This is a genomic window from Bacteroidales bacterium, from assembly GCA_026418905.1.
GTDB lineage: Bacteria > Bacteroidota > Bacteroidia > Bacteroidales > DTU049 > JAOAAK01.
Genome location: JAOAAK010000047.1, coordinates 1 through 24,549, shown reverse-complemented (window position 1 = coordinate 24,549; position 24,549 = coordinate 1). Strand labels below are relative to the sequence as shown.

The window sequence follows — 24,549 nt, the reverse complement described above, 5'->3', positions numbered from 1 at the left end:
GGTGTATGAATATGCATAAAATTATACATTTTTTTGTTTTAATTTTGGGGATCTTTAATTTTTCGTTCTGTCAGAATTCTAATAACTCTGGTAAATTCACTCTAGAGATTAATTTCGATAGAAAGCCAAAGGAAAAATATGTTTATTTTTGGAAAATCAGAGGTTTTGAGGAGGAAATCATAGACAGCATCCCCATTTCTGGATTCAAAGCGATCTTAACTCGAGATACTATCCCCGAAACAGGAGAATATCGAATAAGCACAAGCCTGAACGATGATGGTTGGTATATCATTATTCATCGAGAGTCCACTATTCAATTACGAATTACAACTAACAATAAACTGATCATCAGAAATTCACAGGAAAATTCCTTATACAGTTACCTTCAACGCTTTCAAGATAAACTTGATAGCTTGGAAACTCGTGGAAACTACTATTATCAAACTGGTCGATACGATCAACTGGTTCAGGTGAAAGAAAATATAAAAAGGTTACTTCACAATTACACACGAGTTCTTGATTCTATGAAACAATTGTATCCCCAATCGTTTGCAGTGAAAGTTCAATATGCATCTATTCCACCACTTTTTGATGATTATAAGAAAAAAAATCCCGATCATGGTTATCGCAATGAGTACCATTTTCTTCAGCGAAGGTTGTTCGACAGAATAGACAAACAGGATTCAAGTCTGGTCAACACTCGTGTTATTGCTCGAGCTGTGGAATTTTATTTAAACAATTTACTTGATTCGGCAACGGAAGAAAATTATAAAAAGGCTTGCGATTTCATTCTGAGTACTTTTTCATGGAACAACACGCAGTTTAATTTTGTCTTGCATTTACTCATGAATACTTTTGAAGACAGCCCTTTTGAGGGTGTTTACCTTCATCTTTACGATTTGTACTACCATCATAGCAATTGCGAAGGAGGGATTCCAGATGCTTACGAAAGAAGAGCTTTTTCGCTTCGTAATCTTAAACCCGGTATGCAAGCTCCTGTTTTAGAAGGCTTAGATCCAAATGGAAATAAAGTATCATTGTCTGATTATTTAGGTAAAAAAGTACTTATCATTTTTTGGAATTCCCAATGTGAACATTGTCATCATCAATTGCCAGAAGTTTTGTCTTATGTTGAAACTATTCCAGATCTTGTTGTGTTGAGTTTTTCATTGGATGAGGATAAAGACGCATGGGTGAAAGGTATCCGTGAACTACATCTTCCTATGCCATCGATCACCGATCTAAAAGGTTATGAAGGTGAAAATGCCATTCGTTGGGCCGTGTTTGGAACTCCTTTGTTTTTTGTGGTTGATTTTGAAGGTAAAATCATAGCTAAACCTAAAAATATGGACGAACTTAAAAAATCCTTAAAATGATTAACATCATAACCTTTCATTGATTAACGCGTTTGTGTTTATTTTATCCATCATATGGAATTGAAATCAATTTTAGAAAAGACCCATTTTAATATTGAAGAGATTGAGCATTTACTCTCTTTAAATGACGAGGATGCTCAGTTATTGTTTCAGAAAGCTCACGAAGTTAGACTTCAAGAAATTGGAAATAAAGTTTACATGCGTGGGCTAATTGAGTTATCTAACCATTGCATGAAAGATTGTTTTTATTGCGGCATTCGGCGAAGCAATCATACGATTGATCGTTATGTAATGACAGATGAAGAGGTATATGCAGCCGCTGAATATGCGTATAAAAATAATTTTGGATCCATAGTGATTCAAGGCGGGGAGTTATCGTCTCCTGCATGGGTAGAGAGAATTGAAAGACTGATAAGAGGAATTAAGCAAATTGGAGATAAAAGTCTTGGCATTACTCTTTCCCTTGGTGAGCAGGAAGAAGAGACGTATCGGCGTTGGTTCGAAGCTGGATCTCATCGCTATTTGTTGCGTATTGAAACTTCTGATCAAGAACTTTTTCATCAAATACATCCAGTGGATGGATATCATACATATGAAAGAAGGCTTGAATGTTTATATACGTTGAAAAAAATTGGTTATCAAGTGGGAACAGGTGTGATGATAGGCTTGCCAGGACAGACTATTCGTTCTCTTGCGCGGGATCTTCTTTTTATGAAGGAATTCGACATCGACATGTGTGGGATGGGTCCTTACATTGAGCACAAAAACACCCCCATGTATCAACGAAAACATGAACTTTTGCCACCTTATGAAAGGTTTATGCTTTCGATTAAAATGGTGGCGTGCTTGCGACTTTTAATGAGAGACATTAATATAGCTGCTACGACAGCCATGGAGACATTACATCCATCAGGACGACTCATGGCTTTTAAAGCTGGTGCCAATATTGTGATGCCCAACATAACCCCGGAAAAATATCATGATAAATATTGGCTCTACGAAAACAAAGCCGGAAGTAAACAACAAATAGAATTGTTAAAGATTCGCATTACGCAAGAAATTTATAAAGCTGGCTTAGAACCCGGTTTTGGTCAGTGGGGAGATTCAAAGCATTTTCAAAAACGCCAGCAAACACATTGAGCAATTCATCAGCTTGTTTTATATATATGATATATATCATCTGTTACGTTTTAGAAAAAATTATAATGTTTGCATTGTAATTCTCAACACAGGGGTGCTCGAAGACTTGCAAGCAATTCTTCGGGCTGAGATTACACCCTTTGAACCTGATCCGGGTAATACCGGCGAAGGGAGTGCAGTTCGATTCGCAAAAATGGATTCCACCCCTTGCCGTTTTTGCATTTAAAAAAATGCAAAAATGAAAGGAAATTTGTTTGTTTTACTGATTTTCACGAGTTGGTTTAAAATTTATAGTCAATACGAGATTCAGGGTGAAATTCGTGATGCCCATACAGGCAAACCTCTAGTTGGTGCGCAGATTATGGTTCACGAAACATTCATTGGAACATATTCAGACTATAGTGGTAAGTTTGTCATAAAGCTTAAAAAAGATCCTCCCATCAAGCTAATCGTTTCCTATCTTGGTTACTTTAACGACACAGTCATTATAAAAAAATTACCTGAAAACAATATCATAGTGGATCTGCAACCCAGGTCGTACCTTACACAGGAGGTTGTAATTCAAGGTATTCGCTTGGGTGGAAGAGAGATTCCCACCTTTACTATGCTCAATCAGCAACAAATAGAGCAAAAAAATTTTGGCACAGATATCCCCACTGTTTTAAATTTACTTCCATCAGTGACTGTAAATACTGATGCTGGAACTGGAATAGGGTATACGAACATATGGATTCGTGGTACGGATCAGGCTCGAATCAACGTAACTTTAAACGGAGTCCCCTATAACGATCCTGAATCTCATGGAGTTTTTTGGGTAGATATTCCTGATCTTCTCTCTTCTGCTAGGGATTTACAAGTGCAACGTGGTGTAGGAACTTCAACTAATGGAACAGCATCTTTTGGAGCATCCATTAACATCAATACCATGGATTTCAATCCTGATTCCTACGCTACTTTACTACTACGCGCCGGTAGTTACAAAACGTATGGTTCGACCTTGCGTTTCGGTACAGGCCTTTTAAATCAACATTGGGTTATAGATGGAAGAGCATCATATTTACATAGTGATGGATACATTGATCGAGCTTTTGCCCAACTTCAATCCTTCCAGATCAACAGTGGTTGGTTTGGAGCTAGAGATATTTTGCGTTTTATGGTGCTACGTGGCCAGGAAAAAACTTATCAAGCATGGTATGGGGTACCTAAAGATTCTCTTAAAACCAATCGCACATATAATCCTTATACATATAAAAATGAAATCGATTTTTATCAACAAGGGCATTATCATCTGGTTTATTCACATCAATTTAGTGAATTTTTTTCCTCTTCGGTTACAGCGTTCCTGACTACAGGCTTTGGATATTATGAGCAATATAAAGAAAATCAAGAATTAACCGAATATCGATTGCCTTTGATAGTGATTGAAAATGACACAATTACTCAGACTGATCTTATTCGAAGAAAATTTCTCGATAATGATTTTTATGGTTTTGTGTATTCACTAGATTACAATTCTCATCAAAAATGGACTTTGAATGTAGGTGGAACCATTTCACGTTATGATGGCAGACATTTTGGTCGCCTCATTTGGATGAAATATGCTGGACCTATTAAAGTCGATCACGAATATTATCGAGCTTATGGACTTAAAGATGATGGAAGTTTTTATGCAAAATTTAGCATGAACCCTAACAAAAATCTTAGCACTTTTATTGACGTACAGATACGGGGTATTCAGCATAAAATATGGGGCCTAGATGATGAGGTAGGGAACCTCAATTTGAAAAAAACATACGTTTTTTTGAATCCTAAAACGGGAATTTCTTATAACTTAAATCAATGGAAATTTTTTATCTATTGGGGCATGGCTTCTCGTGAACCAACTCGTTACATGCTCGTCGAAGCTGATTCAGGTCAAATTCCTGTACCTGAGCATTTATATGATCTTGAAATGGTAATACAGAAGAAGGGTAACACATACACATTTCAACTCAATCCTTTCTACATGTTGTATCGTAATCAATTTGTTCAAACAGGTGAAATTAACAGTGTAGGGGTTCCGGTTTACGTTAATGTACCTCACAGTTATCGCACCGGTATAGAGTTTTTAGGACAATGGAAACCATTAAGTAAGTTAACATGGGACTTTAATCTGACATATTCTCTTAATAAAATGAAAAATGTTACCATCTATATTGACAATTGGGATACATGGTCACAAGATAGTGCATTTTTTGAATCTACTGACATCAGTTTCTCTCCACCTTACATCTTTAACTCACAACTTACGTATGAACTTACGAAATTTTTGACGTTGGGTCTTGAAACTAAACATGTAGCACGTCAGTATATTGATCTCACTTCAAGCAAAGAACGTTCGTTAGATCCATATACTGTTTTTAACTTTAATATTGGATTTCATTTCAGTCCACAATGGTCAAAAGGTATTGATATTAGCGTTTCTTTGCGAAACATTTTTTCGGAGAAATATGAGACCAATGCATGGGTCTATCGATATATTTCTGGTGGTGCAGAACAAGTCATGGATGGATATTTTCCTCAAGCTCCTCTTCACGTTTTTGGCCTATTGCAAGTGAAATTTTAGTTATTTCAAGTTTTGGGTGACTTTTGCCTAGAGAGTAGTATTTTCACTTGCGTTGATTATCTTCTAGTTTATTGAAAGAGGAATTTTTACTGAAGCAATTTCTTGCAGAATGCGCATAAGGCAATAGGAGAAATCGTTCCATGCTTTCAGTGAGTTTATATTTATTCTTTTGCTGTTCAAAGTACTGACGAGCCCTTTCAAAATCATTTGAACGAAGGGGATAATTTGGATCGAAGATCTTCCAGTATGCATACAAATGAGTAGAAAAACAGCGTTGATTTTTCTGAATATTTTCGTCGAGAGCAAGTTTAATTTTTTTTAAGAATTGGTTTTCAATGGGTAATTCTATGTAGAGAGGTTTATCAAAATGAACGTGAACATTACCTTTATTTTCTAAAAGGCCAAGTTTCATGTGAAGTAGGTCGTCTTCAGGGTTTTTATTCATTGATAATCCTTCACATGCTTTGCTTAGCTCAACAGCCTTTAGGGCATCACACGGATCAAATTCATAACTAAAAGTGACAGGGACTATGTGATAATAACCTTTATTATTTCTGAATGATAGATTCAACATTTTAAGCAAAGAGAGTTGTGTTTCATCTATGCCATTTTTGGCTCTCCCTTCACGTTGGGCAATCCATACAGATTCTTTTTTCTCAATCAAAGTATATTTGATGTATTCTGATAATTGCTTGAGTTCAAAAAAAAGTCTTTTTCCTTTCAAATTTCTATAGACAACAAATGATTTATTTAAACGCACAATTTTTTCTATCCATGGTTTGATGAGAAGATTGTTTCCTATTCCTATTTGGGTGGTCGGAAAATGGGATCGATATAGAACATAATTAATTAACATGGGGTCCATGACTATGTCTCTGTGATTGGAAATAAATAAGTAGGGAACATCGGCATGGAGGTTTTCAATACCGCTATATGTGAGTTCCTCGACAGTTTTTTGTACGATCCAGTTGGCAAAAGGGTAAATTATTCTTTGCTGAAAATCGCGTATGGTTTTAATTTCCTGTAATTGGGAAAAAATTTTAGAAAAGTCTTCGGGTAAAAAAGAGATTGATTGGCGCAGATCGTTATCATCGGCAAGTTGCTGTAAAATCGTGTCGACATCACTGTCTTCGTAAGCTCTGATATGCTCAAATTTTTTACTCATAAATTTTCTATTAAATGAACGATTTCCTCAAGAGAGGATGCTTGTAGCAATCTAACTTTTCGTTCCTTGAAATGAGGTATACCTTTAAAATAATGAGGAATATGTCTACGCATTTCCAAAACACCACGTTTTTCACCTTTCAACTCGATAGATCGTTGTAAGTGTAGTAAAAAAACATTTTTTCTTTCTTCCAAGGGAATCACAAGTTCTTGTTTAGTTTGAAAATAATGCTTTATTTGTTTGAAGATAAACGGATTACCTATGGCGGCTCTACCTATCATTAGTCCTGCTATGCGAGTAGTTTCGAGAGCTTTTTGGGCAATCTGACCATCGGTGATATCTCCATTTCCAATAATTGGTATTTTAACTGCTTGATCATTGGTGACTTGCTCAATAAATTCCCATCTTGCCTTGCCTCCATACATTTGAGCGCGTGTTCGGGCATGAATGCTCACTAGACTAATTCCTGCATCTTGTAGGCGTAATACAGTATCTCTTACGTTTATAGATTGCTCGTCCCATCCCAGGCGTATTTTAGCTGTTACGGGAACGTTCACATGTTTAACTACCTCAGAGGCTATTCCTTGTAGCTTGTTAAGATCTTTCAAAAGTGCAGCGCCAGCACCTTTGGATACGATTTTCTTTACCGGGCATCCAAAATTTAAATCAATTACGTCAGCTCCAAATTCAACTACTTTTTCAGCTGCTTTTCGCATAGTCGAGGCATCATGTCCGAAAATTTGCACCCAAAGAAAGGGCTCCTTTTCAATTTTTTTGATTTTTTGAATACTTTTTTCTACACTACGGATGAGAGCCTCGGAAGAAATAAATTCAGTTACAGTAACATCACAGCCATAGTTCATGCAAAGTTCTCTGAAAATAATGTCGTTTATTCCTTCCATCGGTGCAAGGATTAGTGGCCTTCTAGAAAGAAAGTCAAGCAAAAAGTTTTTCATAATTTTGACAAAAATAATCATAAGGACAATGCTAAAAAAGGGCTTTCTCGAAGGAAAAAGTTTCATCGTTCAATTGCTGGCTTTGATTTTGATTACGTTAACTTCAGCTCTAATTATCATGCTCCTTTCGTTTTCGTTTGGAGCGATGATTTGGGGAGTAGATTTTTATTTAGGTTTAATGGGTATAGAAAAGAATGATATCTATTATTACTCCTTGTTTCTTCTTTTTTTTCAGCATCTTGGTTTTTTTATAATTCCGGCTATCATTTTCATTCATGGTTTTTTAGAAAGACCTGCTACTTTTTGGGGCATGGATCGGTTCGTTCCCGTATTAAGCTTGATGATCGTATTTTTAATATTGATTTTTTCGCAGTTTCCCATAGCATGGTTATATGAACTAAATAAAAGCATCACATTACCGTCTTCATGGGCAGCTATTGAAGAACAGTTTAAATCATGGGAAGAGAGTGCACAGGAAACCATTAACCTTTTATCTTCTTACCCTGGATGGGAAGGTTGGTTTTTTTCATTTTTGCTTATTGCTGTACTGCCAGCTTTAAGCGAAGAAATTTTTTTCCGTGGTACACTACAGACATGGCTTATGCGATTTACGAAATCTTGGGTTGCCATAGTATTAGTGGCCATCGTTTTCAGTGCTTTTCATTTTGATTTTTATGGTTTTTTACCAAGATTTGTTTTAGGTTTGTTGTTGGGCTATATTTATTATAAAACTGGTTCCCTTTGGAGTACGATGTTCTTTCATTTTTTAAACAATGGACTTGCTTTTGTTTTCAAAAGATTGTATTTGTTAGATTACACAAATATCAATCTAGAAGATCCATCTGTTTTTACTTTTTCGTGGTGGCTAACATTCCTTTTTACCTTAGTGACTGTAATTCTTCTTTACTTTTTTCATCAAATGAAGCATTCGAATGAGCAATGAATGGCATATTTTGACAGTAGTTTGTTCTTTGTTGGCTCTTTTCGTGCCTTCTACGAGTGCGATTCTTTTGCAAAGGCGTAAGTTGATTACTAAAAATCAAAGTTTACTTGGATTGTTTTTGTACTCAGTAGTTTTTTCTTTGATGTTTTATCTAGGAACAATAGTTTCTTATAAGCTTGTTGAACCTTTGACTTCTGCTATATACATAAGTATGGGGATATTGGCCGTGATGAGCTTTAAGACTTTTTACGTCTACGTCAGGCCACGAAATTTGTGGGTTAAAGTTGAAGTCAGTACTATGGAGCAATTTTTTTGGGTTGCATTTGCCATGTCTTTTGATTGGTTTATTACTGGAATGGGATTAGGGTATTTTTTGATGCATTCTTGGTATGTTGTTGTGTTACTTTTTATTTTATTGTTCCTGCTGCTTGGTCTAATGTATTTCTATACTTTTTCTGAAGTTTGGTTTCGTAGAGCTGAAAAATTATTTCCATATACTTACCTTTTTGCATCTACCTTGTATATTTTTGCCATGTTGTTCATCATGATTGATATTTTATGGTGAAGATTCTAATAACCAAGCGTTTTTTTTTCGAATCAGCTCATGCTCTTTTGGGCTATGATGGAAAATGCAAAAACATTCACGGTCATTCCTATATATTAGAGGTGACCGTGAGTGGTGAGCCTCTCGTGCGCCCGAATCATCCCAAAGATGGAATGGTCATGGACTTTGGCGATCTGTCTTCGTTGGTCAAGGAGCATATTATCGATGTGTACGATCATAGCTTGTTTTTAAATGAAAAACATCGTGAGCAAATACCTGAAGAACTATTCAAACAATTCGAACGTGTTATCTTCTTTCCTTTTCAGCCAACGAGTGAAAATCTTGTTGAGTACTTTAGCAATATCTTGTTAAAACTTTTACCCGATGGTGTAGCCCTCTATTCAATTCGTTTATATGAAACACCTACTTCTTTTGCTGAATGGAGAAGCGATCTTATTTGAAATACTAGTCCCATGTTAATTTCTTGAGAGTTTAAAAGAAAAACTCTAAAGTATGAGGATAATCTTTTTAGGTTTTTATGCTAATTGCATAGCCTGTATAATTAAAACTATATAATTGATTGATTTGCAACTAGATAGCAAAAATATTTTAGTATTCTTCGATCGAGATTCTTGTGGCAAGGAGTTGATGAAAAGCCAACTTTAACTGCTTTTGAAAATTTTGCTTCGCTTTGAAACAAGAGGATTGAGTTTTAAGTTTATGCTAACGTTAGCTCATTGCTAGGATGGGGTTGCTGCTTTCTTTTTACATGTGAAAAGAACATCAGCATTTTTTCTAAGTTCGAAAAAAACAAACATGTATTTCACGGTTTTCTTTCTTATAACCAATTTTAATGAGGGAACTTTTGTAAATTTTTAAGTAGTCAGAGAAAATAATAGCATTGTTAACAATTGTATTCTTATTTGTCGTGAAAGTTTTTTGGCTTTACTCTAGTTTTTGAAAATGAATCTATGACAAATTGTCAGGAATTGAATTGGTATTTGTTTTGTAGTGCAACCAACAAAAAGTTATCATGAGAAAAGGTACCATCAATGTTCAGACTGAAAATATTTTTCCGATTATCAAAAAGTTTCTTTACAGTGAACATGAAATATTTCTTCGCGAACTTATCAGTAATGCTGTGGATGCAACGACGAAACTTACCAAACTTGTTTCGTTGGGAAAAGCAGATTTGGAACTAGGGGATTTGACGATAAAAGTTGAATTGGATACGAAGAAAAAGATACTCAAAGTTATTGACCGTGGAATTGGGATGACTGAAGAGGAAGTTCTCAAATATATCAATGAAATAGCCTTTAGTGGTGCAGAAGAGTTTATCAAAAAATATCTTCAACATACTGATCAGAAAGACACAGGGATCATTGGGCATTTTGGACTTGGCTTTTACAGTTCTTTCATGGTAGCCAAGCGCGTTGAACTTATTACTAAAAGCTATCTTCCTGATCAGGTAGCTGTGAAATGGTCATGCGACGGAACACCCGAGTTTACTATTGAAGTTGCCGATAAAGTTGATCGTGGAACAGAAGTAATAGTTTATTTTGATGAGGAACATGAGGATTTTAACGATGAAATCCGTATTTTAAATATCCTAAAAAAATATGCTCGCTTCTTACCTTATCCTATTCAATTTGGCACGGAAAAAGTTACCGAACAAGTCGAAGGAGTCACCGATAAAGAAGGAAAACCCACCTACCGAACCGTAGAAAAACCTCGCATCATCAACAAAGTTGAACCATTGTGGAAAAAACCACCTCAACAACTTAAATCGGAAGATTACGAAAAATTTTACTATGAGCTTTACCCCTACTCTTATGACAAACCTGTATTTTGGATTCATCTCAATGTCGATTATCCTTTTACCCTCAGTGGAATTCTTTACTTTCCGAAATTGAAAAAATTTTTCGAACTCAATAAAAATAAGATTCAACTATATTGTAATCAGGTATTCGTTACCGATAACGTAGAAAACATTGTTCCAGATTTTCTTATGCTTTTGCACGGTGTTATTGACTCACCTGATATACCACTCAATGTAAGCAGAAGTTATCTTCAGAGCGATCCCAACCTTAAAAAAATCAACAATCACATCACTAGAAAAGTGGCTGATAAACTGGAGGAACTTTTTAAAGAAAGCCGTGAGGATTTCGAAAAAAAATGGGAAGACATCGAAATTTTTATTCGTTATGGCATGATGACTCATGAGGAATTTTACGAAAGAGCTGAAAAATTTGCTCTTTACAAAGACACTGAAGGAAAATACCATACATGGGATGAATATAAAAAATTAATCGAAGACAAACATAAGGATAAACACAAACAGCTTGTTGTTTTGTATACCAACAATCCTGAAGAGCAATTTAGTTATATTGAACAGGTTAAATCGAAGGGATATCACGTGCTTGTGTTGAATTCAGTTGTCGATGTACATTTCATTGATTTTCTAGAAAGAAAACTTGACAAGGTAAGTTTTAAACGAGTAGATGCTGATGTGAGCGATAGGCTTATTGAAAAGGATGAAAAGAAAAACATCGAAAAATTAAGTGCTGACGAAAAGAAAACGCTTGAAGAGTGGTTTAAAACTGCTATTACTGACAATCATATCACCGTACGAATAGAATCATTACACGAGAGTGAACCTGCTGTTAAACTGGTGCAACCAGAATTTATGCGTCGTTTACATGATATGAGTCAGGTTTCTGGTGGCCTCATGGATCCTGGTATGGAAAGAGCATATACTCTCATCATCAACGCTAATCATCCGGTGATCACAGATCTGGCCGATACGGTTGACGAGGAAAAAAGAAAAAATAAAATTCAACATCTTCTGGATTTAGCGATGTTAGAACAGGGCTTGCTTAAAGGAGAAAAATTAACTCGTTTCATTCAAAGAAATTTTGAATTGTTAAAATAAAAACTTGTATTTTTATGCTTAGAATTCATATTTATGGAAAGTGAAGGAAAAAATAATTTACCCAAAGGTGCTTTGCCACCAGATGCCAAGCCAAAAACAGGTTGCTTAGGATCGAGTTTGTTAATATTTATTCTCATCATACTAATTTTCCCAATTGTGATTTGGATATGGACGGCATATAATAAAATGGTGAAAAAAGAAGAATCAGTCAAGAAACAATGGGCTCAAGTTGAAAATGTCTATCAAAAAAGATACGATCTTGTAGATAACTTAGTTGCTACAGTTAAGGGATCTGCTAATTTCGAAAAATCAACCCTTACTGAAGTTATCGAAGCCAGAAGCAAAGCAAGCAGCATCCAAGTTAATGCAGATAATCTCGATCCTGCTTCTATCCAAAAATTTGAAGAGGTTCAAAACCAGTTCTCAGGTGCATTGAGTCGTTTGTTAGTGGTCATAGAACGTTATCCTGATCTTAAAACTACCCAAGCGTTTCAGAACTTGATGGGGCAGCTTCGTGAAATAGAAAATGAAATCCTTGCACAAAGAAACGCATTCAATGAAGTAGTTATGAATTACAATCAGTATATCCGTACTTTCCCTCGGAACATTTTTGCTTCTTGGTTTAACTTCAAAGAAAAAGGTTATTTCCAAAGTACTCCTGGTGCAGAAAAAGCTCCAAAAGTATCTTTTTAATCCGTCATAGATTTTGCAGTTTCTGGGATTGCTAATACTGGAGGCAGAGTGATGTCCATATCCGATGACTGACCTGGGATGATTGATTGTGTAAATGAGAATGATGTTTAAAAAGACTCCGTGATAACATTTTAGGTTCTTTTTTACTAAAAGCGATGAGAGTATATTGTGTTTACTTATTTATCAAACGCTTTTCATTCCATAATTTAATTCTTTAAAATTTTGATCCACCATTTAAAAAAAGATTAATTTTTTTATATTTGCTGAAAGATAGTTATATGAAAAAATGGTGTTTAGGGATAGTCGTTTTGCATTTCACTTTTTTTTATGCCCAGAACTGGGTCATGCAAAACAGTAATTTTGGGGTACTGGGTCGGGGTATCATGTGGATGTATGCAGTTGATTCTAACATAGTCTGGGCATTGGGATATGATGGCACTAATCCACAGGCTTTAATCCAAGAGTTTACTCGAACTTCCAACGGTGGAAGTACGTGGAAGGCTGGTTCTATACCCAATTTAGCCAATCATGGACCATCGTGCATAGTAGCTGTTGATTCTCTTATAGCATGGGTTGCTTTTTATAACGCTAATGGCGGTGGAAAAATCCTTAAAACCTCAGATGGGGGTCTTACATGGACACATCAAAATTCTGCGACTTTTTCAGCTCCCAATGGTTTTCCTAATATCGTCTACTTCTGGGATCATCAAAAAGGTGTTTGTATTGGTGATCCCAACGGAGGGTATTTCGAGATTTATACAACAAACGATGGAGGTAATACGTGGACTAGAGTACCCGATGAAAACATTCCGCGACCTTTGAACAATGAGTATGGGGTAACGTCTTACTATTCAGTTGTCGGAAATACGATCTATTTCTCAACCAATCAATCCCGTATTTTTAAATCTACTGACTTCGGTCATACGTGGACTGTCTTATCAACACCTATTCCAGCTAATAAACAATTCAAGGTTGTTTTTCGTTCGCTCAATGATGGTATCATTAGAATGAATGAAACTCCATACACCGCTTATATTACTCACGATGGTGGTCAGAGTTGGCAATTGCTATCTTTTAATGGAAAATGGTATAGGAACGATTTTACCTATGTCAAGGGTACGACAAACACATGGGTAAGTGTGGGTGCTGATTATCAAACACCATACATGGGTATTTCATACAGCACAGATGATGGACTGAATTGGATTGATTTCCCTAACATGGATACTACTCAGCACCTTCAAGTTGTTTTTCCATCTCATCGAGTAGGATATGTAGGAGCATTTCATAATTATGGTAATGATGGTATTTTTAAATATACAGGGCAGCTTTTTGTCCAGGATACTTGTTCTGGTTTCACAGCTGAAATTATTCCTTCGGCGACACTCATAGATTTAGCACAAAACTCTAATGTGTCTTTTTCTGTCAATGCAACTGGTAGCATCGACAGCTATTTATGGAATTTTGGTGATGGAAATACTTCAACCGACGCTCAGCCCGTTCATTCTTTCAGTGATACCGGAACTTACGTAGTTTCAGTTATCGTTCAGCACGGCAATTGTAAGGACACAGCATTTATTCAAATCACGGTATTAAATTCGACTTCTATGAGTGAAGTTTATTCCTCGTTTAATCTATGGCCAAATCCTGTATCCGATCAACTTCATATATCATCTCCTTTCATCATTGATCAGGTGGTTATTCGTTCTTTAGATGGAAGAACGATAATGATCTACGAAAAACCAACTAACGTTATCGATGTATCCCTTTTAAGAAATGGCTCCTACATGGTTGAGATTGTAACAGCTCAACTCAGAATCCATAAAAGTTTACTGAAGTAACATAATTATCCTATATTTGCAAAAAAGTCATGAAAGTTGAGATAAGGAAAATGTCGATGGGTGAGGCCATTGAAAGAGGTATTACTCAATGGCCTATATGGGAAAAAGGTGTTTCACGTTTTGATTGGACCTACGACGAAACAGAAGAATGCTACTTTCTCGAAGGTGAGGTGGTGGTGGAAACTCCAGACGGAAACTATGAAATCAAGGCCGGAGATTTTGTTCGTTTTCCAGCAGGATTGTCCTGTGTTTGGGATATTAAGAGCAAGGTGAAGAAACATTACAATTTTCCATAAAATTCTATCATGTCTTCTTTTAAGGTTGGTCAGAAGGTTGCATTTATATCGATGCGCCAATCTGGAGTTGTTTCACGTATCGAAGGTGATATAGTTTTTGTGGAGATAGAAAAAGGATTCGAAATTCCAACCACGTGTAATGACCTCATTTTGTTGGAAGACATCGCATCGGATATGAAGCAAAAAGAAAAGGAAAAAGATGCTGAAAAAGATTCTGAATACCGTAAAAAGTCTCAGCATATCCATCTTAATAAAGGACTTTACTTTTCTATCATTCCTTCCAGTGATTCACCTCAAACATTTGAGTGCTACTTAGTTAACTTTACTTCTTTTGTTATAGCTTTTCATCTGATTGAAAAATCTAAAGCTGCTGGTCATCAAACGATTCATTATGATTTTCTACAACCAGGTGATGCCATTGTTGTTTTGGATAAATCTTATAAGGATCTCTTACACATTGATACTTTACTCATACAATGTATGATCGTTGATGTCAAAGAACATCAGTTTTTTGAAACATTGGTACATAGTTTTTCTATCAATTGGCATATGCTGCTTACACCAGAGATTTTCCAACCTAACCCTTTCTTTGATGAGAAAGCTTATGTGATTAAAGTTTTAAGTTTCGAAGAAAAAATTCATCGCATCGGTGAGTTACCAGCTCAAAAAAACATACTTACTTCAAAAGAAACAGCGAACAATCAGTCTTCTGAAGTTAAATCTTATTTGATTGACCGTTTTATGATCGATGATGAAACCGCTGAAGTTGACTTACATGCCGAGAAAATTTTTCTATCGTCCGAACATACTCATCCCTCCGACATATTGAGAAAGCAAATTTCCTTTGCTAAACAATGTCTCGATAGTGCTCGTGAAAAAGGGATCAAGCGAATCATTTTTATCCATGGAGCAGGGAAGGGAACACTTAAATTTGAACTTTATTCCCTCTTAAGAACTGAAAACAACATTCAATATGGTGAAGCTAGTTTATTGAAATACGGTGGTGGTGCTATTGAGGTAGTTATTCTTTCTTCGTAGATTTTTGGTATACCAATACGAAAATATCTTCATTGTCTTTTTTGAACATGTATTTTTCTCGTATGAATTTGACGTATCGCTCAGGATATTTTTGTAATTCTTGAAGCTTTGACTGATTTTTTTGAATTTCTTTCCGATAAAATTCTTCTTCCTTTTTAAGTTCATTGATCTGACGTTTCAGTTTCCATTGATAGATGAGGTTATTTTTATCGAAAAACAAAATCCATACGAAAAAAATAAAAAAAGCAATGAAATATTTATTGAGCCAAAATTTTCCTTTCATAGGTGGAATGTTTGTCAAATTTACAAAATTTAAAATATGTTAAAATATGTGAAAATTGTAATGAGAATGACGGATAAAGCTGATGTAAATTAAAAATTATTCGCATATATTTGAAAAAAAAACGACGGAAAAGTTAAAATTTGGTTGTTTTTGGGGGCTTATTATATTGTTGTTCTCTTTAGGAAGAGTTGATTATCATTTATTTGCTCAGGTAAGGCAGGATATTGTTAACATTGATAAAGAAGCTAGGCTTCATTATGAAAAGAAAGATTTTTGTAAGGCTTTTCCTTTGTATAGTCAACTGCTGAGTCTCGATAAAACCAACGCTGAATATGCTTTTCGCTTTGGGGTTTGTTTGTTGCACTGCGACAGGCGGGATGTTGAATTGCCTATTAAATATATCAAGCAGTCTCAAGGGAAGTTAAAAACGGCGGATTCTATCTATTTTTATTTTTATCTGGGTTTAGCTTGTCATCAAGCCTTTCGATTTGGTGAAGCAGCAAGAGCATTTACAGTTTTTCTTCAAAAGCGAGGAATATCGGACGAATTTAGACGTGAAGCCAAGCTACGCTTGCACATGTGCGAGAATGCTATACGTCTTATGAAAAACTTGAGTGAAATAGCTGTTCTTAAAAAAATCACAGCCGATTATGGGACGTTCTACAAATCTTACGATTTAAGTAAGTTTGAGGGATCCATTGGGAAAAAACCTGACTTCCTTAAAACTTCTTATGATCGAAAAATGAAGGACGACGGGCTGGTATTTTTCTATCCGAAGAGTAATGATCTCTATTATAGCAGCTACGGAAAAAATGGCTCGACAGGCAAAGACATTTACCGGGTTCAAAAGCTGCCGAATGGAAAGTGGGGTAAACCTGAGCGATTGAGTGATCGTATCAATACACCTTATGATGAAGATTATCCCGTGCTCATGGATGGCGGGAAAACGTTGTATTTCTGTTCCAAGGGTCACAATTCTATGGGAGGATACGATATTTTTAAAGCTGTTTGGGATGAATCAAGTCAAAGTTGGTCGGAGCCCGAGAATCTTGATTTTGCCATCAATACGCCTTTCGATGATATTCTTTTTGTTCCTCATCCTACGTTGAAATATGCTTGGTTTGCTTCCAACAGGATGGTGGCAGAAGGAAAACTTCATGTTTTTTTGGTAAAAATCGATAAAACCATCCGTGAATTCGATGATTATAAGCCACAATTGCTAGCCGTCGACTATATTCAAGTGAATTCGGAAGAATATGTGAAGACCATTGAAAAAATTCAACGCATTGCTTCACTTGAAGTGAATACGAAAGAAGAAATACCAGAAACAAAGGATACGGCCAAGTATGTTTTATGGCAACGCTACAACATACCGCCAAATCCTGTTGATACTCAACTTATCAACAGAGCTTTTTTTTATTCTGCTGATGCTGAAAAGAAACTTAATGATTTTAGTCGTAAAAGAGCTTTCTATAATCAATTATCTGTCAAAAAAAAGAACGAGGCTATCAATCTCAATCAGCAAGGACAAAATTTGTATGATAAAGCCTTGAAGGAAAACGATCCTGAAAAGCGAAAATCTATGCTTTCGGAAGCTAATGAGTTGCTCAAACGAAGCAATGAAATACTCTCAGAATCGGAAATAGCTAGAAAGATGTATGTGCAATTTGATCAGGCGTATGGATTTCAACAAAAAAAATACGACGAATTACTTTACCTTGCTGGGCGAGTACAACAGACGGCTCTTGCTCGAAATATCGATTCGTCTGTAGTTTTGCTCATTCATCTTATAAACAAGGTCGATACGTTTAAATTTCAGCTGATACAGCTAGAGCACAGCTTTGAGGGCGACAGTGCTTATCTTATCGACCAAGAGCGTAATTATGAGCTTATGTTGTCGGAACTTCAACAAAAGGAAAAACAACTTCAACAAACTGAAAACAAAATAATTTCCTTAGAGGCTCAACTCAAAAAAACTTCAGATCCGGATGTGAAACAAAATCTTGAAAATCAAAAAAATCAATACCTACAAGAAAAAAACGCACTGAATGGAGAAATTCAAAATTTAAAGCAAAAAATTGATTTACAACAAAATAATCTTGCTCAACAACGTCAGGAATTAGCTATTCGCCAGAAAATAAAATCCGAATATGACATGGCCAGCAGGAGCGGACAGCTAGCTTCTCTCGTTGTAGATGAAAAACAAAAACCTTCACAAACCAGCTCCGGTCAGAATCCAACTTATTCTGCACCTTTGACTGATCGATCACAACAACCGACAGCCAACAACTCCCAGCAAGTCAGGATTCAGAATCAAAATAATCCCCCACAGCAAAGCAAGATCCAAGAAGAAGAGAAAAAACGAAAAGAAACAGTCTTCAGGCAACGTATCGAAGAAAATTTAAACCATCTTGCTTCGTACGAAAAACAACTGCAAGATTCGGCAACTTATTACGATAACCTTAAAAATAATTTGTCGAAAAATTACATTCAAAAAAAAGATGAATACGAAAGTAAATTGAAAGAGTCATCACCAAGCCTGGATGATGTTTGGAATATGTTGGCCGAAATTCAAGCCATTTATGAAGCTATCACTTATGCCGAACAGAAGAAAACATTTTACGAACAGCAAAGAAAACAAACCACATCTCTACGCAATGAATTTTCAAAGCTTTCAATTTTAGATTCTTCCAGAATTTCTGTGCTTGAAAAACAAAAACTTGCTATCACAGATGCGACGCCTCCTCTATTTCGGATATCTACGTCGACCAAACAAGATTCTCTTCGAGCCATTTTGGATCAATTGCGTGAAAAGATCGACCCTCTTACTGAGAGAAAAAAGTACCTGACTTATAGAGAAGACAGCTTGAGTTCGATTCTAGATAAGACCCGTAACAAGAAGAAACGACTCCAGATAGAACGTGAGTTAAATCTTGTTCGCCTGAATATCAACGAAGTAAATGAGGAAATTCAATCATTGGAAAAACAGAAAGAAAAAGCTCAAGCTCCATTGCTATATTATCAGAAAGTACAACAATCGTGGAACGACTTACAGAAGCGTTTTGATCAAACAGCAAAAAAATCGTCTGGGCAAACACCTGCTTACCTTTCAGCCAAAGTTGGTCCGGTCGTTCCCCCGTGGAATACGGACGAGTTAAACCAAGTTAGAAAGGAGTTGTTAGTTCAAGAGAATACTCGTAACAATCAACTTTCGGATCAAAAACGTTCTCAAAATTGGTCGAGTTGGCTTGGATATGCTAGCCCAGGCTCCATTAAGAATGTACGACAATTTCTCGATGGCGACGAAAGTAAAGAAAAAAACGTCCAGGCATTTCTTTTCCGTCAGGCAGGTGATGCCATTATGCTCAAGGTGGTTGAACTCAAAAACAATCCTTCAGGAGCTGGCGATAGATCCAAGCAGGAATATGTAACAGCACTTGAAAAAATGGCGCAGAACTACTACGAAATGGCAAAGATTCAGGACCCATCATCAGGTGGGAAAAAACTCGAAAATAACAACCAAATCCAAATTTCTGATCTTCATCCTTCCCTTGTAGCTCAATATCATATGGAAAAATATCACGAATCCTTACGTCGGAGAGACAGTCTCCAGAACGAACTTGCTCGAGTGCGAACACCACAAGAAAAAACAACCATCGAACGTAAAATAGAAGAACAAAATAACTTAGCTCGTTATCACTATTACCTTGCTCAGGATATTTATGGCATTTGGAACCATGTTCAACTTGAGTGGCTACATCCATCCGATCAAATACACGACGGTACGACCAACGACATCGTAGAAGCTAGAAAACTACGCTCTCAGGCTTTTCAAGAAAAAGATTTTTCCAAGCAACAGAAACTATACGAAAAAGCCAACGAAAAAGAATTGAACATCATACAAAAGTTGTCTACGATGGTTTCCAAAGATACCATCATCAATAAGATGCAACGTCTTGCAACAGACTTAGAAAAAGAGAAGAAAAAAACGCTACAACAAATTTTCGACACGTATTTTAGCTCATCGGAGAAAAAAGATGAACTGTTGATGCTTGCTCAACAAACCAACCGATCTGATCGACAAACTAATCCGCCATCTCAAGAAAGAAACGTCAATGTTAGGCAAACCGATGTAACCAACAGAAACTATCGAGAACCGTCACAAACGTCAACCTTGAAAGGTATTTACTATCGCGTCCAAATTGCAGCTAGCAAACGTGAAGTCAATCCTCGTGAATACTTTAACGAAGTGGATGTGGTGGTCAATTATCATCATGGTTGGTATTGTTATCTGAAAGGTATTTTTTACTGTTACGACGATGCCAGAAAAGAGATGCTCAGATTAAGAGCTGATCGGTACAAGGATGCTTTTCTCGTAGCTTTTACTGGAAATGATCGAATTCCTGTCTATGAGGCTAGAAAATTCGATACTTGTGCTATGCAGATTGCGCAGGGGATGGGGAATACGTCGTTCGCTCAATTTCCGGGTTCTAAAACCTCAGCACCCGTACTAACATCGAACGTCGATGGTCTTGTATTTACTGTACAGGTGGGGGTTTTTGCTACACCTCGATCGTCGGTCGAGCTTTTTGGATTGAATCCGCTATTTTACGACAGGATGGAGAACGGTTATTATAGGTATTTTTGTGGTCTTTTCGTTGATTTAAATGAAGCCAATCGTTTGAGAGATCAACTCAGAGCTACGGTCGTACGGGATGCTTTTGTGGTTGCACTCTATAGAGGTAAAAAGATATCGGTCGCCGAAGCTAGGCAATTGATACAAAAAGGTGTTCCCCTCGGTACATCTTATCAATACGAAAAACAGGTCGCTGTTGAACCCATAGAATTTAGAATTCAAATCGGTGCGTATCGAAATGAGGTCCCCGTCAGTGTAGTTAACAAAATGCTTGAAGTAAGTACCAACATGGGAGTAGATAAAATATATCAGGATGATATTACTTGTTATACTGTAGGAAAGTTTTCAACTTACGACGAAGCTCGTCAGTATCTCAATGAAAAGGTGAAACCTGTTTTTCCTGATGCTTTTATCATCAAAGTGCAAGGCGGCAAAAAAATAAAATAGTTATGGCAAAAATTGCATGGGAACCGGGGACAGTACTTTATCCTTTGCCGGTGGTGATGGTTACCTGTGGCACGATGGAGTGTCCCAACATCATTACCGTGGCATGGACTGGTATTGTAAGCACAACTCCGCCCCGAACATACGTTTCCATAAGACCAGAGCGTCATTCGCACGGAATCATTAAACAAAACATGGAGTTTACGATCAATTTAGTATCTGAAAAATTAGCTTATCATGCAGACTTTTGTGGTGTGCGAAGTGGGCGCCATATAGACAAATTTAAAACACTTGGCCTGACACCTTTACCTGGCACGAAAAACACTTGCCCGTGTATTGCCGAAAGTCCTCTTTCTCTTGAATGTAAGGTATTTGAAATAATTTCCGTTGGCTCTCATGACATGTTTTTAGCAGATATTGTGCAAGTGATAGCCGAAGAAAGTTTGTTTAATCGCAAGACTCAGCATTTTCATATTGAAAAAGAGATGCTCGTAGGTTACCTACATGGTGGTTATTATACTTTTGACAGATTTATTGGCAGGTTTGGTTTTTCGGTAAAAAAGAAAAAAAACAAATGAGGTCTTGTCTGACGCTTTTGAGCTGGTTCGTTTTAACTTTGTCGTTGGTTTCGTGTCGTGGGCTGATCGAACACATTCGGGAACGACAGCGGGCTACGCACGAAGCTCGAACGCATGCAACTTACTTTAAGCAGATCGAACAAAAGTGGGGGGTGAAGCTTCCCCCTCAGGTCGACAGGAAATTTATCGAAGAAATTGACAGTTGGTTGGGTGTGCCGTACAAGTATGGAAGCAACACCAAACAAGGAACAGATTGCAGTGGCATGATTCAGCAAATCTACAAGACGGTCTACGGTATTGATCTTGAGCGAAGTGCTGCCGGCATGCAAAAAAACGTAGACTTCATACCACTTGAGCGAGCCCAATTGGGTGATATTTTATTCTTTAAGATTGATTTTAAGAAAGTATCTCATGTAGGGCTGTATTTAGGCGATCGGAAATTCATCCATGCCACCACTTCGAAGGGTGTCATCATCAGCTCGTTGGACGAAAAATATTATCAGGACCGTTTTTTCCAAGCTGGCAAAATAAAAGGGTTGCGCTAGCACAAAAAACAAGCAACGTGACTTCTGATGCATACACTATTTTGAGCTAGGTTAGCGCACTTGATTTATACTTTTAAGAGGGGTGTTTTGTTTTATCGTACGTTATAATTCGCGACACCTCTCTATCGATCATTTTTTTACTTCTTTTTAAAATCTATTAATCATTTTACTGCTAAAGAATTTTTTTGCATAAGGGATAGAAAAGAAAGAAGTCAAACTATTGCATCCATTAGATCGAGGAAAATTACCATGAACCGGGTAATGAAATATGCTTTGGATTAATTTTTTGCTTATTCTCTTGAACGTAAACTCTGATCAGGGCAATGTGCTTGCTTTAGTGTTATGCATCTGAGCAGTGCTGAAAGTTGGTCTTTCGCAAATAGTTATCCATGTCTGAAGCTAGATGTTTTAAACTCTGAGCGCTTGGATCATTTCACAATAAGTGTCCAGTTGATCAATTTTCGTTATATTTAATCATACCTCACCCCTCCCACACCTTGTCAATCACCCGCTTGATTTTTTCCTCGTAGGTTTTTATCAGCTCCTGACAACCCTCACCCACCTTTTGCTCGGTTTCGATACGATCTACTGTTCTGTATTAATAATCGAGGGAATTACATTCACCACCTCCCTCGACAATCTTGCAATTTGTCAGCAGACCTCGATTGCACTGAAACTTAGTAGGGGCTATTTTTAGTTGACTAAGCAGTACCAATGTAGTTTTCAACTGTGATATGTACTGCAGCCTTGATTGCATCATTATCTTTTATTTAATTTTTTCAAAGCCTCGACGGATTATATTTGCTATTCTCTTTTGTCTTTCTTTTAAGAATTCATGATAATCCATTTCATACCAGTTTTCTGGTAGGGCATGCAGATCATACATTTCTTTAATCTCATCTGCTGAAAACTGTTTTTCCAGTTTTGGAGCATATTCTTTAGGAGGGCGATTAGATATCTCAACATTGTCTCTCCATTCTACTAAAGCATAATTTGCAGTTTGATTGATTATTCGTTTCTCAGTGATTCCGATTTTTTGGAGATATTTCCGTGGGAAAAGATGATGGCGTTCCAATGCTGTTTTCTTGGCTTTTGCTGAAGGGTCCAATAATTCGGATACTTTCATCTTTGAATAAAGTACAGGAGCATCCAACAGGCAAAGGGCTGCATAGTAAGCAAACTGGCCTGTGTTGCGTGCCGCTGCGGTTTCTAATTCATTTGGTAGAGTTACCTCCCAATAGTCCCTGGTTAAAACCGTCTCTATTTGCTGATTGAGTATGTCAACAAAATTGTCCGCCGTCTGAGCACTGCGCAACAATGCCAAATCCTGCTCCATCCGGCTTTCAGCTGAGCTGGTGTAACGCCCGGTTAGAGCCGCCATGAAAAACCAGCGCGCAAGAATATCACGCAAACGGTGGTGATCGACATTAAAATCAAGTTTGCCAATAAGCCAAAGGGCATAGGCATATAACATAGAGATTTCAGACGAGATAAACTGGGAGCTTGAATATCCAGCGCGTTTGAGAACCTTATAGAATTCATGCCAGTTCTGTAAATCTAAGACATACTCTTGGCTTTTTTTCAAAATAGCAAATTGCCTTTCTCGCTGCTCATCTGAGAATTGTTTGGTTTGCAGGTCTTTTCCCCGTAACAAGGAGTAGACGTACTCTAGACGTGCACGGCGAAAGCCTAAGGCTACGCTAACCCTGAGTAACTGGTCAGGCTTGGGTAACAGGTAGTAGTTGAAAGGAGAAGCTTTGTTGCCAACTGGTGGTGTTTTAGCCTGCTGGCAGAAACTTTCTAGCTCTTTACGCCCTTCATCCCAGAATACGGACATTAAAGTCAAGATGAAATTGGCCTGATTGAGTGGCGTTCCCTTGCTGTTAATTCGGACGAATATCTCGGCCACGAGGTCCTCATCAACTGAGTACGATATCTCTAATACAGTAATAGGATAATCCTTCAACTTGATTAGCCGATCAATGGAAACAGCTATTTTTTGCTCCTCTGCAGGAGATAGGGAACGTCGTTCTTTCAAGCGCTGCAAAAAATCTTGGATGAACTTATAAGCGTTGGTCTCTGGTCTCCATAACTCGCTCACGTCAACAATCCAGTCCACATCTCTTTCAATGGCAGAATTGGATACCTCAAATTTTTCCTCAAGAGGATGAAAGGCAATTCGGATGCGCTCTTCATGATATTTTTCGTTGATCACTGAGATGCCCCTGATTACCGCATAAAGTGAAGTGAGGCGCTGCTGTCCATCCACAATCAGTAAACGGGGTGCCTTTTGCTTATTCCCTGTCCCAATAGTCCTATGCCCCTCAGAATAGCCGTTTTCCCAAAAGAGTAAGTACCCAATAGGGAAGCCGCGATACATAGAATCAAACAGGTCGCGCACCTTGCTGCGTGGCCAAACAAAAGGACGTTGGATATCAGGCAAACCGATTTCGCCCAAATGAATATCCTCGATGAGTTTTTTCAAGTCATAATCCACTTTTTTGAACAAAACATCTGCCATATTAAACCTCCCA

At 37.2% G+C, this 24,549-nt stretch carries 18 protein-coding genes and 1 riboswitch; of the genes, 14 read left to right on the top strand and 4 right to left on the bottom strand.

What is annotated here, in order from left to right:
• The first annotated feature begins 5 nt into the window (after positions 1–5).
• The 3 genes from N2Z72_08955 to N2Z72_08945 all read left to right on the top strand — a co-directional run bounded on the left by N2Z72_08955 (position 6) and on the right by N2Z72_08945 (position 5,121).
• On the top strand, positions 6–1,376 hold the full coding sequence (locus tag N2Z72_08955; GenBank protein ID MCX7697802.1) for a TlpA family protein disulfide reductase: 1,371 nt from the start codon (positions 6–8) through the stop codon (positions 1,374–1,376).
• A gap of 54 nt (positions 1,377–1,430) precedes the next feature.
• A complete protein-coding gene (gene hydE, locus N2Z72_08950) occupies positions 1,431–2,516 on the top strand; it encodes a [FeFe] hydrogenase H-cluster radical SAM maturase HydE (protein MCX7697801.1) in 1,086 nt (361 codons plus the stop codon).
• Between the two features lie 80 nt (positions 2,517–2,596).
• A riboswitch (TPP riboswitch) is annotated at positions 2,597–2,706 on the top strand.
• A 48-nt stretch (positions 2,707–2,754) separates the two neighbouring features.
• The gene (locus N2Z72_08945) at positions 2,755–5,121 is read left to right on the top strand and encodes a TonB-dependent receptor (protein ID MCX7697800.1); all 2,367 of its coding nucleotides are present in this window, start codon (positions 2,755–2,757) and stop codon (positions 5,119–5,121) included.
• A 43-nt stretch (positions 5,122–5,164) separates the two neighbouring features.
• Here N2Z72_08945 and N2Z72_08940 read toward each other — a convergent pair whose 3' ends face one another.
• Positions 5,165–6,286: a 1-acyl-sn-glycerol-3-phosphate acyltransferase gene (locus N2Z72_08940; GenBank protein MCX7697799.1), complete on the bottom strand. Its 1,122-nt coding sequence runs from the start codon at positions 6,284–6,286 to the stop codon at positions 5,165–5,167.
• A complete protein-coding gene (gene dusB / locus N2Z72_08935; protein MCX7697798.1) occupies positions 6,283–7,242 on the bottom strand; it encodes a tRNA dihydrouridine synthase DusB in 960 nt (319 codons plus the stop codon). The genes N2Z72_08940 and dusB overlap by 4 nt, the downstream gene beginning before the upstream one ends.
• 28 nt (positions 7,243–7,270) lie before the next feature.
• Between dusB and N2Z72_08930 the strand changes: the two genes are divergently transcribed.
• From N2Z72_08930 to N2Z72_08895, 8 genes are all read left to right on the top strand, one after another.
• A complete protein-coding gene (locus N2Z72_08930) occupies positions 7,271–8,185 on the top strand; it encodes a CPBP family intramembrane metalloprotease (protein ID MCX7697797.1) in 915 nt (304 codons plus the stop codon).
• Positions 8,175–8,750: a hypothetical protein gene (locus tag N2Z72_08925; protein ID MCX7697796.1), complete on the top strand. Its 576-nt coding sequence runs from the start codon at positions 8,175–8,177 to the stop codon at positions 8,748–8,750. Before N2Z72_08930 ends, N2Z72_08925 begins: the two co-directional genes overlap by 11 nt.
• On the top strand, positions 8,744–9,190 hold the full coding sequence (locus tag N2Z72_08920; GenBank protein MCX7697795.1) for a 6-carboxytetrahydropterin synthase: 447 nt from the start codon (positions 8,744–8,746) through the stop codon (positions 9,188–9,190). Before N2Z72_08925 ends, N2Z72_08920 begins: the two co-directional genes overlap by 7 nt.
• A gap of 572 nt (positions 9,191–9,762) precedes the next feature.
• Positions 9,763–11,661, top strand: coding sequence for a molecular chaperone HtpG (htpG, locus tag N2Z72_08915; protein MCX7697794.1), 1,899 nt, complete (start codon positions 9,763–9,765; stop codon positions 11,659–11,661).
• 33 nt (positions 11,662–11,694) lie between these two features.
• The gene (locus tag N2Z72_08910; protein MCX7697793.1) at positions 11,695–12,354 is read left to right on the top strand and encodes a LemA family protein; all 660 of its coding nucleotides are present in this window, start codon (positions 11,695–11,697) and stop codon (positions 12,352–12,354) included.
• A 278-nt stretch (positions 12,355–12,632) separates the two neighbouring features.
• Positions 12,633–14,195, top strand: a complete 1,563-nt coding sequence (locus N2Z72_08905; GenBank protein ID MCX7697792.1) for a PKD domain-containing protein — start codon at positions 12,633–12,635, stop codon at positions 14,193–14,195.
• 29 nt (positions 14,196–14,224) lie between these two features.
• Positions 14,225–14,491, top strand: a complete 267-nt coding sequence (locus N2Z72_08900) for a cupin domain-containing protein (GenBank protein MCX7697791.1) — start codon at positions 14,225–14,227, stop codon at positions 14,489–14,491.
• Between the two features lie 9 nt (positions 14,492–14,500).
• Positions 14,501–15,529: a DUF2027 domain-containing protein gene (locus tag N2Z72_08895; GenBank protein ID MCX7697790.1), complete on the top strand. Its 1,029-nt coding sequence runs from the start codon at positions 14,501–14,503 to the stop codon at positions 15,527–15,529.
• Here the strand turns inward: N2Z72_08895 and N2Z72_08890 are convergent.
• A complete protein-coding gene (locus N2Z72_08890; protein MCX7697789.1) occupies positions 15,513–15,812 on the bottom strand; it encodes a septum formation initiator family protein in 300 nt (99 codons plus the stop codon). The genes N2Z72_08895 and N2Z72_08890 overlap by 17 nt on opposite strands.
• A gap of 169 nt (positions 15,813–15,981) precedes the next feature.
• Here N2Z72_08890 and N2Z72_08885 point away from each other — a divergent pair, with 169 nt between their 5' ends.
• The 3 genes from N2Z72_08885 to N2Z72_08875 are packed head-to-tail and all read left to right on the top strand — an operon-like array spanning position 15,982 to position 22,015.
• Positions 15,982–20,895, top strand: coding sequence for a hypothetical protein (locus N2Z72_08885; protein ID MCX7697788.1), 4,914 nt, complete (start codon positions 15,982–15,984; stop codon positions 20,893–20,895).
• Between the two features lie 2 nt (positions 20,896–20,897).
• Complete coding sequence (locus N2Z72_08880) at positions 20,898–21,470, top strand: flavin reductase family protein (protein MCX7697787.1); 573 nt, start codon at positions 20,898–20,900, stop codon at positions 21,468–21,470.
• Positions 21,467–22,015, top strand: a complete 549-nt coding sequence (locus N2Z72_08875) for a C40 family peptidase (GenBank protein MCX7697786.1) — start codon at positions 21,467–21,469, stop codon at positions 22,013–22,015. The genes N2Z72_08880 and N2Z72_08875 overlap by 4 nt, the downstream gene beginning before the upstream one ends.
• Before the next feature lie 766 nt (positions 22,016–22,781).
• Here N2Z72_08875 and N2Z72_08870 read toward each other — a convergent pair.
• Positions 22,782–24,549 (bottom strand): DUF262 domain-containing protein (locus tag N2Z72_08870; protein ID MCX7697785.1); only part of this gene is annotated, 1,768 nt, incomplete at its 5' end.